This window comes from Streptomyces sp. NPDC087906, from assembly GCF_055584925.1.
In genome coordinates this window covers 13,664-32,312 of record NZ_JBVJLC010000002.1, presented here as the reverse complement: position 1 = coordinate 32,312, position 18,649 = coordinate 13,664, and the positions used below count along the sequence as shown (strand labels likewise).

The following is an 18,649-nucleotide window of genomic DNA, read 5'->3' as shown; positions in this document are numbered from 1 at the left end:
GGCCTTGGCGGACTTGGCCGAAGCCGCGACCGCCCGCGTCGCCAACAGCCCGGCCCGGACCGCTGGTGGTGACGTCCGATGACCCGCGCCCCATTCACCGCACCCGCCTCCGGCGCCTCGCTACCGACCCTGGCCGTGGGGGACGTGGCCGCCGCCGGCCAGGTCCTGGCCGAGGCAGTGACTGCCCGACTCGCCGACAGTCCGGCCTTGACCGCTGGTGGTGACGTCCGGTGACACGCGCCCCATTTACCGCCCCCGGCCCCGGCGCGTCGCTACCGGCCCTGGCCGTGGTGGACCCGGCAACCGCCGCTGGCCAGGCCCTGGCCGAGGCCGTGACCGCCTGCCTCATCGGCCGTCCGGCCCGGACCGCTGGTGGTGACGCCCGATGACCCACGACTCGTTCACCGCACCCGCCCCCGGCGCCTCGCTACCGACCCTGGCCGTGGGGGACTTGGCCGCCGCCGCCGGCCAGGCCCTGGCGGAGGCCGTGACCGCCCGCCTCATCGGCCGTCCGGCCTTGACCGCTGGTGGTGACGTCCGGTGACACGCGCCCCATTTACCGCTCCCGCTCCCGACCTGTCCCCGCACGAGGCCGTGACCGCCCGCCTCGCCGTCCTTCCGGCCCTGACTGTTGGCGGTGATGTCCGATGATCCGAGCCCCGTTCACCACACCCGCGCCCGGCGCGTCCCCGAACGAGCCCGGCTATCCGCTGCCCGTTCTGGCGCTGGTGGGCCTGGCAGCCGTCGACCGAGCCGAGGCCGAGGCCGTGACCGTCTGCCTCGCCGGCCGTCCGGTCCTGACCGTCGGTGGTGATGTCCGATGACCTGCGCTCCGTTCACCCCACCGGCCCCTGGCGCGTCCGAGTACGAGTCCGGCGCCCCGCTGCCCGCCCTGGCCCTGGTGGACTTGGCCGCCGACGGCCAGGCCTTGGCCGAGCCCGTGACCACCCGCCTTGCTGGCCCACCGACCCGGACCGCTGGTGGTGATGTCCGATGATCCGCTCCCCGTTCACCGCATCCGCCCCCGGTCCGTCCCTGTACGAGTCCGGCGCCCCGCTGCCCGCCCTGGCCCTGGTGGACTTGGCCGCCGACGGCCGGGCCTTGGCCCAGGCCCTAACCGCCCGCCTCGCTGGCCGTCCGGCCCGAACCGCTGGTGGTGACGTCCGATGACCTGCGCCCCATTCACCGCACCCGTCCCTGGTCCGTCCCTGTACGAGCCCGGCGCCTCGCTGATCGCACCGGCCTTGGTGGACTCGGCAACCGCCGTTGGCCAGGCCCTGACCGCCCGCCTCGCTGGCCGTCCGGCCCGAACCGCTGGTGGTGACGTCCGATGACACGCGCCCCATTCACCGCACCCGCACCCGCACCCGCCCCCGGCCCGTCCCCGTACGAGCCCGGCGCCCCGTTGCCCGTCCTGGCCCTGGTGGAGAGCAACACCACCGGCTCCGGCCGGGAGTTCTGCGCCGCCGCCCGGCGGCTCGGGCTGCGTCCCGTCGTCCTCACCGCGCGCCCTGAGCGCTACCCCTATCTGGCCCTCGACGCCGTCGATCACCTCCTCGTCGACACCGGTGACCCGGCCGCCGTACTGGAGGTCTCCGCGAAACTCGCCACCGACCCCGGGGGCCTGCGCGGCGTCACCTCCAGCTCCGAGTACTTCGTCGCCACGGCCGCCGCCACCGCCGCTGCGCTCGATCTGCCCGCCCCCGACGCCGCAGCGGTGGCCCGCTGTCGGCAGAAGGACGTCCAGCGCGCCGCGCTCGCGGCCGCGGGCCTCGCCCTCCGCTTCCGCGCGGTCGCCGATACGGCCGGCGCCCTCGAAGCCGCCCGCGACATCGGCTACCCCGTCGTCGCGAAGCCCACGACCGGGTCCGGCTCGGTCGGGGTGCGGCTGTGCGCCGATCCCGGCAGCCTGCTGCGGCACGCCCGTACCCTCCTCGCAGCCGAGACCGACGAACGCGGCCGGCCGGTGCCCCGCCGGCTCCTGGTCGAGCAGTACGTCGACGGCCCGGAGTACTCCGTCGAGACCTTCGACGGCACCCCGGTCGCGGTCATCGGCAAACACCTCGGCCCCGAGCCGCACTTCGTGGAGAGCGGCCACGACTTCCCCGCCGACGTGCCCGACGAGACGGCGGGCGCCCTGTGCGCAGCCGCCCTCGCCGCGCTCCAAGCGCTCGGCCTCGGCTGGGGCGCCGCCCACACCGAACTGCGCCTCGGCCAGGACGGGCCCGTCGTCATCGAGGTCAACCCGAGGCTCGCCGGCGGCATGATCCCCGCGCTGGTCCGCCTCGGCAGCGGCACTGACCTGGTGGCCTGCGCCGTCGCCGGCGCCGCCGGGGACACGGCCGTACTCCGCACGCGTCCACGCCGCCACGCGGCCATCCGCTTCGCCGTCGCCCGCGTGCCAGGAACGGTCGCCTCGCTCGACGGACTCGAAGCCGCCCGGACCGTCCCCGGCGTGGAACGCGCCGAGTTCACCACCGCTCCCGGCGACCAGATCACGATCACCCACTCCTTCCGCGACCGCGTCGGCTACGCCCTCGCCGCCGCAGACCTCACAGCCACAACCCCGTCGGCCGCCGGCCCCCACGCCCACAACACCCACACCGCCGCGGCGCGTGCCGAACGCGCCGCCGGCCTGCTGACCGTCACCACCGCACCGGAGAGGACGCCATGAGCGAGAGCAGCACCGCCACCGCGCCGAGCAAGCGGCTCCCCGCGACCAGAATCGGCCGCTGGACCGTTCCCGGCGACGCCACGGCCACCGGCCTCGGCCATGTGCGCGTGCCCGTGCACGAGGACCTGGCCTCCGCCGTACGGCAGTTGGCCGCAGCGGAGGGGACCGAGCCCGAGGCCGTGCTCCTCGCCGCCCATCTCAAGGTGATCGGGTCCCTTGCCTCCGAGCGCGAAGTCGTCACCGCGCTACGCCTACGGCCCGGCGGCCCGGCTCCGCGCTGCCAGGCGGCGCTCGTCGACGGACCCTGGCGCGCGCTGCTGGCCACCGCCCGCACCGCGCTCGACGCCGCGGCCCGCACCGCGCTCGACGCTGCGGCCCGCACCGCAGCCGACGCCGCCGCCCGCCCCGACCCCGTAACGTCGGCCGACAGCGCGGAACCCGAGGACGACCCCATCGAGACCCAGCTCGACCTGAGCGCCCTGCACGGCGCACCGCCCGCCGCCGACGAGACACCGGAACCGTACGTCGTCCTGCGGATCGCCTACGAGGCCGACGGCGACGGGTTCGCCCTGCGCGTGTCCTTCCGCCAGGACGCCTTCCGGCGCGACTTCGCCGAGCGCGTCGCCGGCTACGAGCTGACGGCCCTGCGCCTGCTGACCGCCGACCCCGCGGCCGCACACCACGAGCAGACCCTGCCGACGGCCGAAGAGGTGGCCCACCAGCGCGACGGACTCGCCGGCCCAGAACACCCTCTGACGGAGCGCACGTTCGCCGAGCTGTTCGAGGAGCAGGTGGCCCGCACCCCCGCGGCCGTCGCCGCCGTCCACGGTGACCGCCGCTGGACGTACGGCGAACTCAACCGCCGGGCGAACCGGGTGGCCCACCGCCTGCTCGACTCCGGCCTCGCCCCGCAGGACGTCGTCGCCGTGGTGACCGACCGCACCCTGGAGTGGCTCGCCGCTGTGTTCGGGGTCCTGAAGGCGGGCGGCGCCTACTTGCCCGTCCGCCCCGACTTCCCGCCCGCCCGGATCGCGACCCAACTGGAGCGCAGCGACTGCCGGTTCGCCGTCGTGGAACCCGCGGCGGAAGAGGCGCTGCGCACCGCCGCGAAGGAGGCGAGCCGTGAGTGCGCCGTCCTGCTGACGGGGCCCGACCTGGAGGACGCGCCAGGAGCCGGCATCGGCGTCGGAGCCGACACCGACACCGACACCGACACCGACCCGAACGTCCCCGTCGCCCCCGACCAGCTCGCCTACGTGTACTTCACCTCCGGCTCCACCGGCGCCCCCAAGGGCGCCATGTGCGAACACGCGGGGATGCTCAACCACCTCGCCATGAAGATCGAGGACATGGACATCCAGGCCGGCGACACCGTCACCCAGACGGCCTCCCAGTGCTTCGACATCTCCTTGTGGCAACTGGCGGCGCCGCTCCTCGCGGGCGGCACCACCGAGATCATCGACACCGGAGTGCAGCTCGACGTCGCACGCTTCACCGACCGGATCGCCCAAGGAGGCGTCCAGGTCATCCAGATCGTGCCCTCCTACCTCGACGTGCTGCTCACCCACCTCGAACGCCATCCGCGCCCGCTCGGGGACCTCAAGACCGTCGCCGTCACCGGTGAAGCGCTGCGCCACGAACTCGTCCGCCGCTGGTTCGCCCTCCACCCCGGCATCACCCTGGTCAACTGCTACGGAGCCACCGAGGTCTCCGACGACACCATGCACGGCATCCTGCACGCGCCGCCCGCCCGGGACTTCGTCACCGTCGGCAACAGCCGCCGCAACGTCGCGACCTACATCGTCGACGAACGGCTGCGCATGGTGCCGCTCGGCGCCCCCGGCGAGATCGTGTTCTCCGGCGTCGGCGTAGGACGCGGCTACATCAACGATCCCGAGCGCAGCGCGCACGCCTTCACCGCGGACCCCTACCGGCCGGGCTCCCGGCTCTACCGCACCGGCGACTTCGGCCGATGGCTGCCGGAAGGGGAGATCGAGTACCTGGGACGGCGCGACGAGCAGGTGAAGATCCGCGGCTACCGCATCGAGATCGGCGAGATCGAGAACCGGCTGACCCGCATGCCGTCCGTCGGCCAGGCCGCCGTCATCGTCGAGACGCACCCCGACGGCGGCCGGAGCCTCACCGCCTTCTACGCCGACCCGGACGGCGTCCCGGCGGCAGACGCCGTCGAGGCCGCCGACCTGCGCGACTTCCTCGCCGCAGGGCTGCCCGACTACATGATCCCGTCGTACTTCCACCGGCTCGACGCTCTCCCGCTCAACGAGAACGGCAAGATCGACAAACTCCGGCTGGCGGGCCGTGCGGCCGAACTACGCCGTGACGCCGACGCCTACGAGCCGCTCGCCACCCCGACCGAACGGCGGCTGGCCGCTGTCTGGGCCGAAGCCCTGGGCATCCCCGTCAGTCGCATCGGACGCAACGACGACTTCTTCCGGCACGGTGGGACCTCCCTGTCCGCCGTCCGCATGCTCGTCGGCCTGGACCGGGCGGTCTCGTTGCGCCGCCTGATGGCCAGTCCGGTCCTACGTGACGTCGCCGCCGCCGTCGACGAGCACACGTCCGACACGCACACCGGGACAGGCGCCACGGCGGCAGGCGCCACGGGGGCCGACGGATCCGAACTGCCCCTCCTGCAACCGATGTCGGCGCCCGAGCACACCCGGGCGACCCTGGTGTGCTTCCCCTACGCCGGCGGGAACGCCGTCAACTTCCAGCGCCTCGCCGCCGTCCTCACCCCGGCGGGGATCGCCGTCATGGCCGCGGAGCTTCCCGGCCACGATGTCGCCCGTCCCGGCGAGACCCTCGCAGACCCCGAGGAGGCGGCCCGCAGGGCCCACCGCGAACTGGCCTCCGTCGAGGGCGCCGTCCTGATCTGGGGCCAGTGCGCGGGCGCCGCTCCCGCCCTCGCGCTCGCCCGGCTCCTGGAACGGGAGGGCCGCCCCGCCGCGGGCCTCTTCCTCGCCGCCACCCTCCTGGAGGACCCCGAAACCCTCCGCGGCGAAGCCGCCGAGATCGGGGCCCTGACCGACCAGCAGATCGTCTCGCTCCTGCACGGCGATACTGCCTACGTCGAGTTGGACCTGCTCAAGGACGAGCGCGCCCGCCTCCTCGGCCGGGCCTACCGGCACGACGTCGCCACCGCCAACCGCTACCTGGCCGAGGTCCAGCACGACGCCGCGCCGAGGCTGAGCACCCCCGTCGTCGTCATCACCGCCGACGACGACCCCGCCACCCCCGCCGACCGGGCGCGCCACCACGACTGGGGGAAGCTCGCCACCACCGTCGACCTGCACCCGCTTGAGCGCGGTGGCCACTACTTCCTGCGTACGGCCCCCGAGCAGACCGCCGAACCCGTCCTGGGCATCCTCAGCACGGCGCCGCGACCGGCCCCTGCCGCCCCCGCAACCGGACGGCGGTCGGCCTGACGATGCCCAGCACCCTTCTCCCCGAAGCCGCCGTCCAGCCGGGCCGCCGTCGGGCCGTGGGCGTGAGCACCTGCTACGGAACGTTCGGCGAACTCCTGCAAGGCGCCCTGCCCAGCGACGGGAGCGACGGCGACTTCCTCGTCACGCTCCCGATCGCCCGCTGGTCCGCCGCGCGGTTCACCTGGGACGCCCCGGCGGCGGGTGTGCGAGTGCAGCCGGCCCACAAGCACAAGGCACAGCGGATGGCGGCCGCCGTGCTGGAGGCCTTCGGCGCCGCCCCCGGCGGTGAGCTGGTCATCGAAGGCGACCTGCCGGAGGGAAAGGGGTTCGCCAGCTCGTCGGCCGATCTGGTGGCCACCGCGCGCGCCGTCGCCAACGCCCTGTCCGTGACGCTGCCCGAACCCCTGCTGGAGCGGCTGCTGTCCCGGATCGAACCGACCGACGGCGTGCTCTACCCGGGCATCGTCGCCTTCGACCACCGCGCCGTCCGGCTGCGCTCCCGGCTCGGCAGCCTCCCCGAGGCCGTGATCATCGGGGTCGACGAGGGCGGCGAGGTCGACACCGTCGCCTTCAACCGCCACCTGCCCGCGTTCACCCGCCGTCAGAGGCTGGTCTACGCCGGGCTGCTGGAGGGGATGGCCGAGGCCGTGGCGCGCCGCGACCTGTCCGCGGTCGGCGCGCTCGCCACCCGCAGTGCGCTGATGAACCAGGACCGCTGCCCCAAGCGCATGCTGGAGCCGGTGCTGAGGATAGCGCTGGAGGTCGGAGCCCTCGGCGTCACCGCGGCCCACAGCGGCACGATGCTGGGCATCGTCCTCGACCCCGCCGACCCGGCCTACCTCGGCCGGTTCGCCGCTGCCCTGGACGCCTGCTCCGAACTCGAACGCGAGGTGACCCTGCATCGCACTCTGAGCTTCGACCACCGCTAGATCAGTTCGTCCTCCGGCCCGACGAGTCGGGCCGGAGGACGAACGGCGAGCACGGCCGCCGGGCCACCGTCAGGAGGACAGCAGCCGGCCCATCTCCGCGAGGACCTGTTCGGTGTGTTCCCGGAGGTAGAAGTGGTCGCCGGTGAAGATACGACGAGCGAAGGAGCCGCTGGTGAACGCCTCCCACCCGGCGATCAGTCCAGGGTCGGCCAGGAGGTCGTCCGCGCCGCCGAACGCGGAGACCGGGCACGAGACCGTCAGGCCCGGCTCCGGCCGCCACCGCTCCAGGAGGGTCAGGTCGGTACGGATCATGGGCAGCGCGAAGTCCATGAGTTCGGCGTTGCCCAGCACTTCCGGCGGCGTGCCGCCCAGGCCGGCCATCGCGTCGAGGAGTTCGCCGTCCGGGAGGGGATGGAGAAGACGCGCGGGGGGCACCCCAGGCGCACGGGAAGCGGACACGAACAGGTGCGAGACCCCGCCCGCACCGTGGCCGACGCCCTTGGCACGGGCGTCTTCGAGTGCCGTCGCGACGGCGAAGGCGATGTGCGCGCCCATGCTGTGCCCGAAAAGCGCGAACGGCTCTGTCTCCCGGCCGAACACCTCCTCGGCCAGCGCGGTGACCAGCCGGTCCATGGTCCCGATGGGCTCCTCGGTCCAGCGGGTGCCGCGACCCGGCAGCTCGACCGGCACGATCTCGACCCCGTACGCCGCTGACTGCTCCATCCAGGGCCGGTACACGCTGGCCGCGCCGCCCGCGTAAGGCAGGCAGTAGACACGCCGAAGCCCCACCCCGGGCGGCCCGTCCGTCCACGGGCGCCACTGATCGGCGCCTGCACGTACACGCATCACGCCTCGCATTTCAGGGCCGGCCCGCGCGCGAGCAAGTCGTTCTGGTACGCGAAGACCACCGCCTGCAGACGATCCCGCAGCCCGAGCTTCCGCAGCATCTGAGAGACGTGGTACTTCACGGTCGGCTCGACGATGTGGAGCTGCCGCGAGATCTCGATGTTCGACATCCCCACCGCCAGATGCGCGAGGATCTCCTGCTCACGATGGGTCAGAAGACCAGGAAACAACCCGGGCCCGGCCGCGCACCGCTGGCTGCGCATCCACCCGAAGACCTCCCGCGCCACCTCCGGCGCGAGAAAGGCGTTACCACTGGCCAGCACGCGGATGGCCCGTGCGAAGTCGTCCGGATGGCTGTCCCGCGCCAGCAGCCCACTCACCCCGGCGCCCACCGCCTGGAGCGGATGCTGCCAGCCCTCCGGCACGACCATGACGACCCCGGGTGTGCCGAGTTCCGTACCGTCGGCATGGATCGCCCTCACCACGTCGAGCCCTTCCATGTCGGTGAACTCAAGTTCACATACGACGACGTCGGGGGACAACTCCTTGGCCGCACGAATGGACTCGACCCCGGTGGACGACTCACCGACCACCCTGATGTCGGGCTCGGTCCGCAGAGCGATCTCCAGCCCGTAGCGCATCATCGACGAGGGAACTGCCAAGAGCACTCGAATACTCAACTCCTTGCCCTTCCTGTCGCGTCTCCCGTGCCGACGGCCCGGTCTGATCATCTCGATGGTCGCAGCGAGAAAAGGCCACGGCCAGGCAGCACCCCGGCAACTTCCGACCAGACCCGGCAAACACCGATCCCGAACGGACAGGTCATGCATGCGCGGAAGGTCACCGAGTCGGACGGCAACGGCGCAACGGCGGAAGCCACTTGTGTCTACGACGCAGCAGGCACTCGCCTTCTCCAGCGCACCGACGCGAGCATCACGCTCCCCTTCGGCTCCACCGAACGAGCGTGGGAGCGGTGAGGATGGAAGATGGTCGTGATGGACGGTGAAGGGCCGCGGCTGAGCGGCGTCGCGCGAGCCGAGGCCGGATCGGGAAGCGCCGAGGGTTTTCTGGAGAAGCTTGAGTGCAGCGGCATGCCGCCGCTGCCCCTGGCGACCGGCCCACGGGCGGGGACTTCCGGGCCGACGTGGTGAGTCGGAACGGAGTCGGTGACGTCGGAGGGCGAGTGCTTCCGCGACGCCCGCTCCGCACGTGCACGCGACAGCGAGCTGTGGCAGGTCGAGGTGGTGACACGAGGACAGGTACGTGCCGAGCAGGGTGGCAGCACCGCCGTACTGGGCCCCACGGACCTCGTCCTGATCGACCCGGGTGCGGTCCGCCAGCTCCGCGGGCGCGGACGACGCGGCGCGTCTGGTCGGCGTACGGATCCGTGGTGACCGGAGCCCTGGGGCTCTGGCGTCTTCGCTCGTCCGGGACATGACGCGGAGCGTGGACGGGTTCCGCGCGCATGAGGCGGACCGGTCGGCGTGACGCGGATCGGTGCCCTCATCGCTACCCGGGAGGGCGCTCGTTGCGCACCGGCGGTCCCTCGGTGTACCCCCGTACCCGGGCGGGCACAGCATGGAGCCCCAGGAATGAACGGGCGGGCGGCAGGAACCTAATCGTCGCAGCCGACCCGGCCGCCCCCGGAGTACCTGGCGCCGTTGACCTCCACCCACCCCGTGATCTCGGCGCAGTAGGTGTTGGTGCCTGAGACGTAGACGCCTCCGGCGTAGGTCGAGTACGAGCCCCTGTCGTACCAAGAGGTCTGCCAGACGTAGCGGCGGACGCGAATCTCCATGTTGTGCGAGCCGGCCCGGTTGTCGAAGGTCATCGCGCAGTAGGTGCCGCTCCCCGCGTCGTCCATCCAGACCTGGATGTACCCCACGTTGTCCGACAGAGGCATGCGGGGGAGTGGGGTGCCTTTGCATGATGAGAACGGTCCAGCGTAACCGGGCGGGGCGTCGGCCGGATCGGTCGCCGACGCGATGCCCGGCCCGCCCAGCACCATCCCCGCCGCGAGTCCGCAGACCGCCGCGACGGATAGGACACACCTTCGGATCCTGCTCATTACAAGCCCCCTTGAGCCGGTAGCGACTGGATTCCACCCGAGACCGGCCCACCGTAGCGAACGGTCTGGCACGCGAGAAGCTGCCGATCGGGCGACAAGTCGCACACCCGTACGATGATGTCCCGCCGTATGACTTCGACGGCCCGTCGCACGGCGGGCGGCGCTCCGTAGGCCGGTGCGATGCGGCATGGCACGTGTTGCTGCTCGTGAGGCTCACCCCGAACTGCGGTACCGGCCTGAGCCGTTCTTGATCCGGTCGATGAAGCCGTGCACGCACGGATTACTGCAGCAGGCTTTGACGCGGGGCCAGCCCGGTCCGGTTCGCCAATCACTGCCCGAACCGGAATCCAAAACCCGTCCGAACTCACCGCCGGCGACCTCCGTCACTGCCCCCCGAACCGTCAGGACTCCTCGCCGACCGCATCGACCCCGCACTCCTCCAACACCTGCACCTGCCCCCCGACGACCTCGCCGTACTGCGGGAACACTGTGCCCCGGGAACACAAGCACGGCGCCAAAACAGTTGAAAAGCCGAGCTGGTGCCGCATCGGACAACGTTCGCCGTATCGGCATCCACCCAGGGCCAAGGGAGACCGTGCCGGAATGCCGGGCGGTCCTGGACGCGGTTCAGCGACTCAAGCCCATTGGCGCCGGCCCGGTGGAGTTCTTGGTGCAGTGGGAGGATGAGCGGGTGCCGCGGGTTCAGAGCTTGGCGCTGTTCGACGCCTTGACCTCGGCCGAGAAGACCATGCACGCCGACCCCGGGAAGCACGGGGAGATCACGGCATTCGTACTGGAGAGCACGCTGAGGTTCTCCGCCCGGCACCTCGGCTGACACCGCCGCCCGCGGCCCGCGACGCGCTGACCGGGAAGCACCCGGGAAGGGGACGCGCGCCGTCGTTCCATCGCCGCACGCAGTCAGAAGGACGCACTCGTCGGACCGGCGACAACTGCCCTCCGGAGCGGGGAGACTGGTAGGCATGATGCCGCGCGTGGAATGCCCGTCCTGCCACCGGCCCATCGCTGCCGGCCCGGTTGCCGGGCGCCTAGGGGTGGGCCGGGTCTTTCGACATGACGAGCCGGGGATGCGCCGGGAGAACTCCGGCTCGCTGGTGTCCTGCCCCGGATCCTTGGACGTCGTGCCGCTGCCGGTGCCCGGTGTGCAGTTCGGCTTGTTCGCCGAGGACCAGGAGGAGCACGATGACCAGGAGGACCTCGTCCTCTTCTAGTCAGCTCCCGGCGTGGGCAGTCGGGCGTGATGGCGAACCCCCGTGCTGCGCGAGGGTGTGCATGCCGGACCGGCCAGGTCGCGTCGAAACTCTGCCCCGGGAGGGCGCGCTCGTCGACTCGCCGGGACACGGTGTCAGCGGATCCGGTCGACGTACGTCACTTGCCGACCAGGCTCATGTGCGTGGCGTTGTAGCGGTCGCCCTGGACGCCGATACGTTGTGCTGCGGCGTCCAGGTCCGCCTTCTCGTCGGCGGACAGGGCTACCTGGGTGGCGGCGGTGTTCTCCTCCACCCGCGTGATGCGGCGGGTGCCGGGGATCGGGACGACCCACGGGTGCTGGGCCAGCAGCCACGCCAGGGCCACCTGCCCAGGGGCGGCCCCCTTGGCCTCGCCCAGCGCCGCGACGTGGTCGACCAGGGCCTGGTTGGCGGCGCGGTTGGTCTCACTGAAACGGGGGATGGTGGTGCGCACGTTGCCGTCGGAGAACGTGGTCCGGGCGTCCACGGTGCCGGTGAGGAATCCCTTGCCGAGCGGACTGAAGGGTACGAAGCCGATGCCGAGTTCCGCCAGGGCGGGCAGGACTTCGCGTTCGGGGTCGCGGGTCCACAGCGAGTATTCGCTCTGCAGCGCGGTCACCGGGTGGACGGCGTGGCCCCGGCGGATCGTCGGCGCTGCCGCCTCGGACAGTCCGAAGTGGCGCACCTTGCCGGCCTGGACCAGTTCCCCGACGGTGCCGGCCACGTCCTCGATCGGCACGTCGGGGTCAACCCGGTGCTGGTAGAACAGGTCGATGGTGTCCGTGCGCAGCCGCCGCAGGGACGCTTCGGCGACGCGCTTGATCTGTTCGGGCCGGCTGTCGAGCCCGGTGGAGGCGTTGTCGATCCGCCAGCCGAACTCCGTGGCCAGCACGACCTGTTCGCGTACCGGAGCGAGGGCTTCTCCCACCAGCTCCTCGTTGTCGTAGGGGCCGTAGACCTCGGCGGTGTCGAAGAACGTGACGCCGCGTTCGACGGCGCCGCGCAGGACCGCGGTCATCTCGCGGCGGTCGCCGGGGTTGGGGCCGTAGCTCTGGGACATGCCCATGCAGCCCAGGCCGATGGCCGAGACTTCAAGGCTCTGGCCGAGTGTCCGTGTGTGCACGGTGGATCTGTCCGAGAGGAGCGCTTCGCCGTGGAACGGGCCGATCGCAGTAGGGTACGCAGGGCTGCGTCGCTCGACTCGGGGAGAGCCCATGTCGGCGCGGCGATCGTGACCGCCGCCCTGGGGTTCCTCGGCCCTTGCGTGGGCCTACGTGGACGGGGACGACGGTAGGCACGCACTTCAGCGTGCGTACAACGTCACCTTCGGGTGGGGTGTCGGATTCTGAGCAGGTCGGCCCCGCTCCTTCGCGGCGATCACCACTCCGGCAAAGTGGCTCGTTCTCACCCTCGTAGCGGCTCAGCCGCCGGGCTCGCCCAGAGCGCCAACCTGCTGCTCGACGACCTCGACGCCGGTAACCGACGGCCGGCCATCGCCGGCCGAGTTCGCCCCGTTCGCCAGTCGTACCCTGACTGACGCGGACGGTGTCCTGGGAACCCGAAGGACAGGGACAGTCAGGCCGCCTCGACGGTGGGGCGGCCGCCGAACTGGACGGGGGCCGGACGTTCTGGTCCGCCGGCGCAGACAGCGGTGCACCAGGCTCGGGCCCTGCCAGGCTGAGGGGTTGCCGAGTCTTAACGAGGCGTCAGCGGGACGCCCTAGGGCCTGTCTGACGCATCCCGCCTGGCTTGCGACGCCTGGCACGCACGCTCGCCGCGTTGTCGGCTCGGCGGGCTCGTCGGCGTATGTCCAGTACGAGGACGACCCTCCGCCTTGCGATCGCACGCACCAGACGCCGCAAGCCCCGCCCTGCGGGCGGACGGCGCTCCTAGGTTCTGGCGCCGTCCCGGCCGCCCTCGATGGACCGCCGCCACGGTGACAACCGCCTGTACCCACGTCGATGAGGGTTGGTCCTACCTGGCCGCCGTCATGGAACCGACCAACGTGTGGCGGGCTGGATGCCGGGGGCGATCAGCGCGGAGTGGTGTCCGCTTGGTGTGCGCGAACCTCTCCGTGCCGGTGGCGCACACCGCGGGGTGCGCCGGCGCCGACAGGCGAGAGGCCGGAGTCCGCTGGCACCGGCCCTTTGTCGGGAGACACCCCCGATCCGCCGAACGGCGCCGGCGTGCCGTCACCAGCCCGGGCGCGGCGACCGCCGTCCGTTCGCCGCCGACCGTAGCCTGGTCCAGGCGCCGGTGGACGGATACGCGGACGCGTCCCCCGGGCCGGCTACCGGCAGGACTTCCATGGCACCCCGTACGCACTGGCTCTTCGGCGACCAACTCGGTCCGCACTTCCTGGACCCGCGGCACGACGGGCCCGACCATGACGCCCCGGTGGTAATGATCGAGGCGCGTTCCGTGCTGCGCCGGCGGCGCTTCCACCGGGCGAAGGCGCATCTGGTGCTGTCCGCGATGCGGCACCGCGCGGCCGAACTGGGCGACAGGGTCCGCTACGTCCACGCGGAGACCTATACGCAGGGGCTCGCCGCGGTGCCGGGCCGTGGCAAGGACCGGCTGACGGTCTGCCATCCGACCTCACGCGCCGCGCTGGCCCTGGTCACCTCCCTGAAGGCGGTGCAGGTGCTGCCCGCGAAGGGCTTTCTGGTGCCGCACGCCGACTTCGCGGAATGGGCGGACGGGCACACCGGCGGACTGCGGATGGAGGGTTTCTACCGGTGGGTCCGCACCCGGCACGACCTGCTGATGGACGGTGGTGAGCCGGCGGGCGGCCGGTGGAACCTCGACCACGACAACCGCGAGCCCCCGCCGCGCGGAGCCGCGGCCCTGGACGTGGCGCGGCCGTGGAGCCCGGCCGAGGACGAGATCGACGCGGAGGTCCGCCGCGACCTCGACCGCTGGGAGCGCGACGGCGACGTCTCCTTCGTCGGCCGCGACGGACCACGGCGTTTCCCGGTCACCCGGCGCGAGGCGCTGGCCGCGCTGCGGCACTTCACCGACCACCGGCTGCGCGACTTCGGCCGTTACGAGGACGCCATGCTCGCCGCCGACCCGGTGATGAGTCACAGCCTGCTGTCGAGTTCGCTCAATCTGGGGCTGCTCGATCCTGCGGAGTGCGTGGAGCGCGCCGAGAGCGCCTGGCGCGCCGGTGACGCGCCGCTCAACAGCGTCGAGGGCTTCGTCCGGCAGATCGCCGGCTGGCGCGAATACGTCTGGCAGCTCTACTGGCACTTCGGTGAGGAGTACCGGGGTCGCAACGCGCTGGGACACCGCGAGCCGCTGCCCGGCTGGTTCCTCGACCTGGACGCCGACGCGGTTACGGCGAACTGCCTGTCCACGGTGCTGGCCCAGGTACGCGACACCGGCTGGACCCATCACATCCCGCGCCTGATGGTGCTCGGCAGCCGCGCGCTCCAGGACGGCTGGGACCCGGCGGCAGTCACCGACTGGTTCCACCGCTGTTTCGTGGACGGCTACGACTGGGTGATGCTGCCCAACGTCGTGGGCATGTCGCAGTACGCCGACGGCGGCATGATGACCACCAAGCCGTACACGTCCGGCGGCGCGTACATTCACCGGATGAGCGATCTGTGCGGCCCCTGCGCATACCGGCCCACCGATCGCGTCGGCGAGCACGCCTGCCCGTACAGCACCGGCTACTGGGCCTTCCTGCACCGCCATCGGGCGGAACTGGCCGGCAACCACCGGATGGCCCGCGCCGTCCAGGGCCTCGACCGGCTGAAGGACCTGCCCGAACTCCTGAAACAGGCGGACGACCGCGGCGGACAGGCGCCGTGAACCACACGAAGGCACCCGTCGGCCGGGGACCGGACGGTCCACGCGCGCGTGCCACCTCTCGTTCGGCACGTCCTGGTACGAGACAAGGACCACTCGACCGATCCTGGGAGCCCGTATGACGCCCCGCCCCGACGAGCCGCCGCAGCCGGACGCGCTCTTCGGCCCGGACGATCTCGTGCTACCGACCACCCCCCGCCGCCTTGAACCCCCTGCCGCCCCGGCCGGCCGCGCGCTGCTGGACATCCGCGAGATCCACGCGGAGCCGCAGGCCATGGCCTCCGACCGGGGCCGCGAGATCCTGGCCCGCTTCCCGCAGGCCCGCGTCGTCGAGGTCGCCTCACACTGGCGCATCCCTCACCTGCACGGCAACGAGGGCAACATCAACCGCTGGGTCCGGGTCAAGACCGAGGTACTGGTCCTCGGAGTGCGCAAAACGTTCACCACCCGTCCCAACGGCCGCTCCGCGGACTGGATCGCCCCCGGTCTGTCCAACGGCTGCACGATGGCCTGCGCCTATTGCTACGTTCCCCGGCGCAAGGGCTACGCGAACCCGATCACCGTCTTCACCAACCCCCGCGACGTCATCGCCCACCTCGGCCGTCACATCGCCCGTCAGGGCCGCAAACGAGAACCGAACCAGTGCGATCCGCACGCCTGGGTCTACGATATCGGCGAGAACGGCGACTGCTCTGCCGACGCGCTCATCAGCGACAACACCCTCGACCTCGTCGCCGCCTTCCGCCACTGGCCCACCGCCAAGGCGTCCTTCGCGACCAAGTACGTCAACCCGGCACTGCTCGCGTACGACCCGCAGGGCCGGACCCGGGTGCGGCTGTCGGTGATGCCCCCGGTCGATTCCCGCCTGCTGGACATCCGCACCACCCCGGTACCCGAGCGCATTGCGGCAGCGGGCGACCTCCTCGAAGCGGGCTACGAAGTGCACTTCAACCTCTCGCCCGTCGTCCTGCGCCCCGGATGGGAGAGCGCCTGGGCCGAGCTGCTCCGGCAGATGGACGACGTACTGCCCCAGGCCGTCAAGGCCCAGGCGGCGGCCGAAGTGATCATGCTGACGCACAACGAGGACCTGCACGAGGTCAACCTGGGCTGGCACCCACGCGCCGAGGACGTCCTGTGGCAGCCGCCCGCCCAGGAACCCAAGCGCTCGCAGAACGGCGACACCAACCTGCGCTATCGCGGCCCGGTCAAGCACGCCGCAGTGACCCGACTCGCCGAACTCATCGCCACACACGCCCCCTGGCTCCGCATCCGCTATGCCTTCTAGTCTGCCGAGTCAGGAATTCTGTTCAGACGGGACAAGGCGTTCGAGGACCAGGGCCTGGGGTCGGTGTTCCACGCTGAAGCATCGCGGTGCTCTGCCTGTGGTTGGACGCAGCGATGCCGACCAGGAGTTGCGAAGAAACTGTCGCCTTGATCTCTCTCGGCTTGCTGGGCATTTGAAGAAAGGGCCTGGACTCGCAATAGTTAGTTACAACGCTCACGTTGTTGTGCGCGGCGGCGACAGTGTGGGCAGTGGTCAACGGGCCTGGCGCGGGCGGGACATCTGGTTGTGGGCAGGTGATGAGGTCTTTTGCGGCTCCTGCCAGAGTCGGTGGGAGCCGCCTGGACAAGGTGTTCAGGTGCCGGGTGGAACGCGGCGACATCGGGCCGCAGTGATATGGCGCCGATGTCAGATACCGACCAGCACCCTGTAACACACGGTCGGGGGGGCGTTCGGTCCGGGCGGTGCGCGTTCGTCCAATCCCGCTTCGACCAACGAGCCGGTGATCTGTGCCAAGGGGCCCTAGTCTTGATTCGAGGTTCTGGCCTTGTTCAGCTTTCACAGTCTGGCTGTCTACGAGGAGTACCGACAACTGTGCGGTCACGAACCTGAGTTCATTGAGGCGGACCGCATTCGAGACCACAGCGGATGTGTAGTGCGCTATGACAGCACCTTTATGCGTCCGTTGCCCCCCGATGAGCCTGCGCCGATGAACGGCGCATAGTCGATGCCACAGGCCAGGCCAGCATGCTGGCGAGTGCCCGTGGTGGAGGACAGGACCAGAGCGCTGCTGAGCAGCGGCGTCCAGAAGCCTCTCGCGTCAAGGAAGCCGCTGGGCTTGGCGTGGAATCCGAACTGCCGCCAGGACCTAACATCGAAGCATTGTCGGTGGGCTCTGCCAGGGTGTGCGTCGTGGATGAACTGGTGGAGCGGGTCGACGATCAAGATCGTGTGTTGGGCGCGGTGGTCAGCCGCTGGGAGGCCATCCGAGAGGGTTGGCTGCACCGGGTCGCCGTGACGGTGTGCCGTGATGAGCGCGGGCGGATCCTCGTTCACCGGCGATCGGAGCAGTTGTCGCGCTTCCCCGGGCTGTACGAGGTCGTGGTCGGTGGTGCCGTGGTTGTTGGTGAGTCGTATGAAGAGGCCGCCGCGCGGGAGTTGGCCGAGGAGCTGGGTTTTCGCGTGCTGCCGAACTTGCTGTTCACGTTCCTCAACCGCAGCGGTTTGAGCCATCACTGGCTCGGCGTGCACGAAGCCGTGGTGCCGAACAAGGTGGCCGCCGATCCTGATGAGGTCGCCTGGCATGGTTGGCTGACCGAGCCGGAGCTGCGGTCGGCCCTGCTGAAGTGGCGCTTCACCCCCGACAGCCACGAAGCGTTCAGCCGGTATCTCGCGTTCCGGACCGCGCAGTCCTGACCTTGCCGCCTCCCGGGCTGGGAAGCGGGCTTGAGACCCGCATGGTGCGTGCGCCTGTTCGTGACAGGTGTCGGACCATTTCTGATCAGCGGTAGGCGTCGGCCGTGTTGGATGGGTTTATGAGTCAGGCAGATACCCTGCGCCTGCGGCGGGCCATCGCCCGGACCGAGGACGCAACGCGAAAGCATCCCCAGCGGGCGCCGCCCGGAGGAAGCCGATGGTCTGCGGGTACCTTCGCGACCGACGGTGCGCCGGGCTTCGATCCTTTCCCCTTCCTCCAAGCCCTCCAGGTCACCGGCTCGCGCGCGGTAGTCATCCGTCAGGTCGCCGCCATCATGCAAGGTTCCACCGAACTGACCGGGGATCTCTACCTGCTCTGGGACGGCACCCCTGACGAGACGCACACCTTACGCGACGCTTTGGCCCTGTGCGGCTGCGTTGACCTGCCCGATCTCGACCGCTCACAGGTGGGATACCAGGTCACCGGCGCCGGCGGGGACCTGTGCACGCGAATAGTGTTCGCGCCCCGGCGGCTAGGCCGTCCCATATGCCTGGGCACTGGGCCTTCGTCCGGAGGTGAGCGGCCGTCTCGGCGTCCTATCGCCACCTCGGACGCCTGGAGGAGCGCGGTCTCATCAGCCGCACCGGCCGCCGCTGGCGCTCCTGTCGCCTCGGCATCTGATCACAGGGCACCCAGCCAGCGCGATGCGACCAGAGGGACCATCGATCGCCGGGATGCCGGTGCGGGCTGCGGCGTTCGCGGCCCTGCATTCTGTGTCTTGGGGGAGTGGGAACTCCTGCGGGCAGCGGGGTGTCGGAAGGAACGTGGCTGCGGGGGGGCAGTGTCCCCGGGCCTCACCTATAGCCTCTGGGGAAGATCGTTGGGCTGAAGCCCCAGGGAGCCTTCCCGCCACGAGGCGACACC

Annotated in this window: 16 protein-coding genes and 1 pseudogene; 13 read left to right on the top strand and 4 right to left on the bottom strand. The window is 71.2% G+C overall.

Annotation, left to right across the window (positions count from 1 at the left end; genetic code table 11):
* Positions 1 to 78: 78 nt before the first annotated feature.
* The 6 genes from ACZ63I_RS05480 to ACZ63I_RS05455 all read left to right on the top strand — a co-directional run bounded on the left by ACZ63I_RS05480 (position 79) and on the right by ACZ63I_RS05455 (position 7,049).
* On the top strand, positions 79 to 234 hold the full coding sequence (locus ACZ63I_RS05480; protein ID WP_469335637.1) for a hypothetical protein: 156 nt from the start codon (positions 79 to 81) through the stop codon (positions 232 to 234).
* Between the two features lie 151 nt (positions 235 to 385).
* On the top strand, positions 386 to 544 hold the full coding sequence (locus tag ACZ63I_RS05475) for a hypothetical protein (protein WP_469335635.1): 159 nt from the start codon (positions 386 to 388) through the stop codon (positions 542 to 544).
* A gap of 103 nt (positions 545 to 647) precedes the next feature.
* A complete protein-coding gene (locus tag ACZ63I_RS05470; RefSeq protein WP_469335634.1) occupies positions 648 to 824 on the top strand; it encodes a hypothetical protein in 177 nt (58 codons plus the stop codon).
* A gap of 506 nt (positions 825 to 1,330) precedes the next feature.
* A complete protein-coding gene (locus tag ACZ63I_RS05465; RefSeq protein WP_469335632.1) occupies positions 1,331 to 2,674 on the top strand; it encodes an ATP-grasp domain-containing protein in 1,344 nt (447 codons plus the stop codon).
* Positions 2,671 to 6,120 carry a non-ribosomal peptide synthetase family protein gene (locus ACZ63I_RS05460; RefSeq protein ID WP_469335630.1) on the top strand — a complete coding sequence of 1,150 codons (3,450 nt, stop codon included), beginning with the start codon at positions 2,671 to 2,673 and terminating at the stop codon, positions 6,118 to 6,120. Before ACZ63I_RS05465 ends, ACZ63I_RS05460 begins: the two co-directional genes overlap by 4 nt.
* A 2-nt stretch (positions 6,121 to 6,122) precedes the next feature.
* Positions 6,123 to 7,049: a GHMP family kinase ATP-binding protein gene (locus ACZ63I_RS05455; RefSeq protein WP_469335628.1), complete on the top strand. Its 927-nt coding sequence runs from the start codon at positions 6,123 to 6,125 to the stop codon at positions 7,047 to 7,049.
* A gap of 69 nt (positions 7,050 to 7,118) precedes the next feature.
* Here ACZ63I_RS05455 and ACZ63I_RS05450 read toward each other — a convergent pair whose 3' ends face one another.
* Both ACZ63I_RS05450 and ACZ63I_RS05445 read right to left on the bottom strand, forming a co-directional pair.
* Positions 7,119 to 7,895, bottom strand: a complete 777-nt coding sequence (locus ACZ63I_RS05450) for a thioesterase II family protein (protein ID WP_469335626.1) — start codon at positions 7,893 to 7,895, stop codon at positions 7,119 to 7,121.
* Positions 7,895 to 8,725 (bottom strand): LuxR C-terminal-related transcriptional regulator, encoded by an 831-nt coding sequence (locus ACZ63I_RS05445; protein WP_469335624.1) that lies wholly within the window; start codon positions 8,723 to 8,725, stop codon positions 7,895 to 7,897. Before ACZ63I_RS05445 ends, ACZ63I_RS05450 begins: the two co-directional genes overlap by 1 nt.
* Between ACZ63I_RS05445 and ACZ63I_RS05440 the strand changes: the two genes are divergently transcribed.
* Together ACZ63I_RS05440 and ACZ63I_RS05435 are read left to right on the top strand one after the other, a co-directional pair.
* The gene (locus ACZ63I_RS05440; protein ID WP_469335623.1) at positions 8,720 to 8,872 is read left to right on the top strand and encodes a hypothetical protein; all 153 of its coding nucleotides are present in this window, start codon (positions 8,720 to 8,722) and stop codon (positions 8,870 to 8,872) included. The genes ACZ63I_RS05445 and ACZ63I_RS05440 overlap by 6 nt on opposite strands.
* A gap of 189 nt (positions 8,873 to 9,061) precedes the next feature.
* Entirely contained in the window at positions 9,062 to 9,289 is a 228-nt protein-coding gene (locus tag ACZ63I_RS05435) for a hypothetical protein (RefSeq protein ID WP_469335622.1), read from the top strand.
* A gap of 221 nt (positions 9,290 to 9,510) precedes the next feature.
* Here the strand turns inward: ACZ63I_RS05435 and ACZ63I_RS05430 are convergent, their stop codons facing one another.
* Complete coding sequence (locus ACZ63I_RS05430; RefSeq protein ID WP_469335620.1) at positions 9,511 to 9,798, bottom strand: hypothetical protein; 288 nt, start codon at positions 9,796 to 9,798, stop codon at positions 9,511 to 9,513.
* 751 nt (positions 9,799 to 10,549) lie between these two features.
* On the opposite strand from ACZ63I_RS05430, the pseudogene ACZ63I_RS05425 reads away from it, so the two are divergent.
* Both ACZ63I_RS05425 and ACZ63I_RS05420 read left to right on the top strand, forming a co-directional pair.
* Positions 10,550 to 10,798, top strand: a pseudogene (locus ACZ63I_RS05425) (alpha/beta hydrolase); the annotation flags it as partial.
* Between the two features lie 250 nt (positions 10,799 to 11,048).
* Positions 11,049 to 11,192, top strand: a complete 144-nt coding sequence (locus ACZ63I_RS05420) for a hypothetical protein (protein WP_469335618.1) — start codon at positions 11,049 to 11,051, stop codon at positions 11,190 to 11,192.
* Positions 11,193 to 11,349: 157 nt separating this feature from the next.
* Here ACZ63I_RS05420 and ACZ63I_RS05415 read toward each other — a convergent pair whose 3' ends face one another.
* A complete protein-coding gene (locus ACZ63I_RS05415; RefSeq protein WP_469335617.1) occupies positions 11,350 to 12,333 on the bottom strand; it encodes an aldo/keto reductase in 984 nt (327 codons plus the stop codon).
* Between the two features lie 1,184 nt (positions 12,334 to 13,517).
* On the opposite strand from ACZ63I_RS05415, the gene ACZ63I_RS05410 reads away from it, so the two are divergent.
* From ACZ63I_RS05410 to ACZ63I_RS05400, 3 genes are all read left to right on the top strand, one after another.
* Positions 13,518 to 15,029, top strand: coding sequence for a cryptochrome/photolyase family protein (locus tag ACZ63I_RS05410; RefSeq protein WP_469335615.1), 1,512 nt, complete (start codon positions 13,518 to 13,520; stop codon positions 15,027 to 15,029).
* A 115-nt stretch (positions 15,030 to 15,144) separates the two neighbouring features.
* Positions 15,145 to 16,311 (top strand): spore photoproduct lyase family protein, encoded by a 1,167-nt coding sequence (locus tag ACZ63I_RS05405; RefSeq protein ID WP_469335614.1) that lies wholly within the window; start codon positions 15,145 to 15,147, stop codon positions 16,309 to 16,311.
* Positions 16,312 to 17,220: 909 nt separating this feature from the next.
* On the top strand, positions 17,221 to 17,724 hold the full coding sequence (locus ACZ63I_RS05400) for an NUDIX domain-containing protein (RefSeq protein WP_469335613.1): 504 nt from the start codon (positions 17,221 to 17,223) through the stop codon (positions 17,722 to 17,724).
* The last annotated feature ends 925 nt before the right edge of the window (positions 17,725 to 18,649 follow it).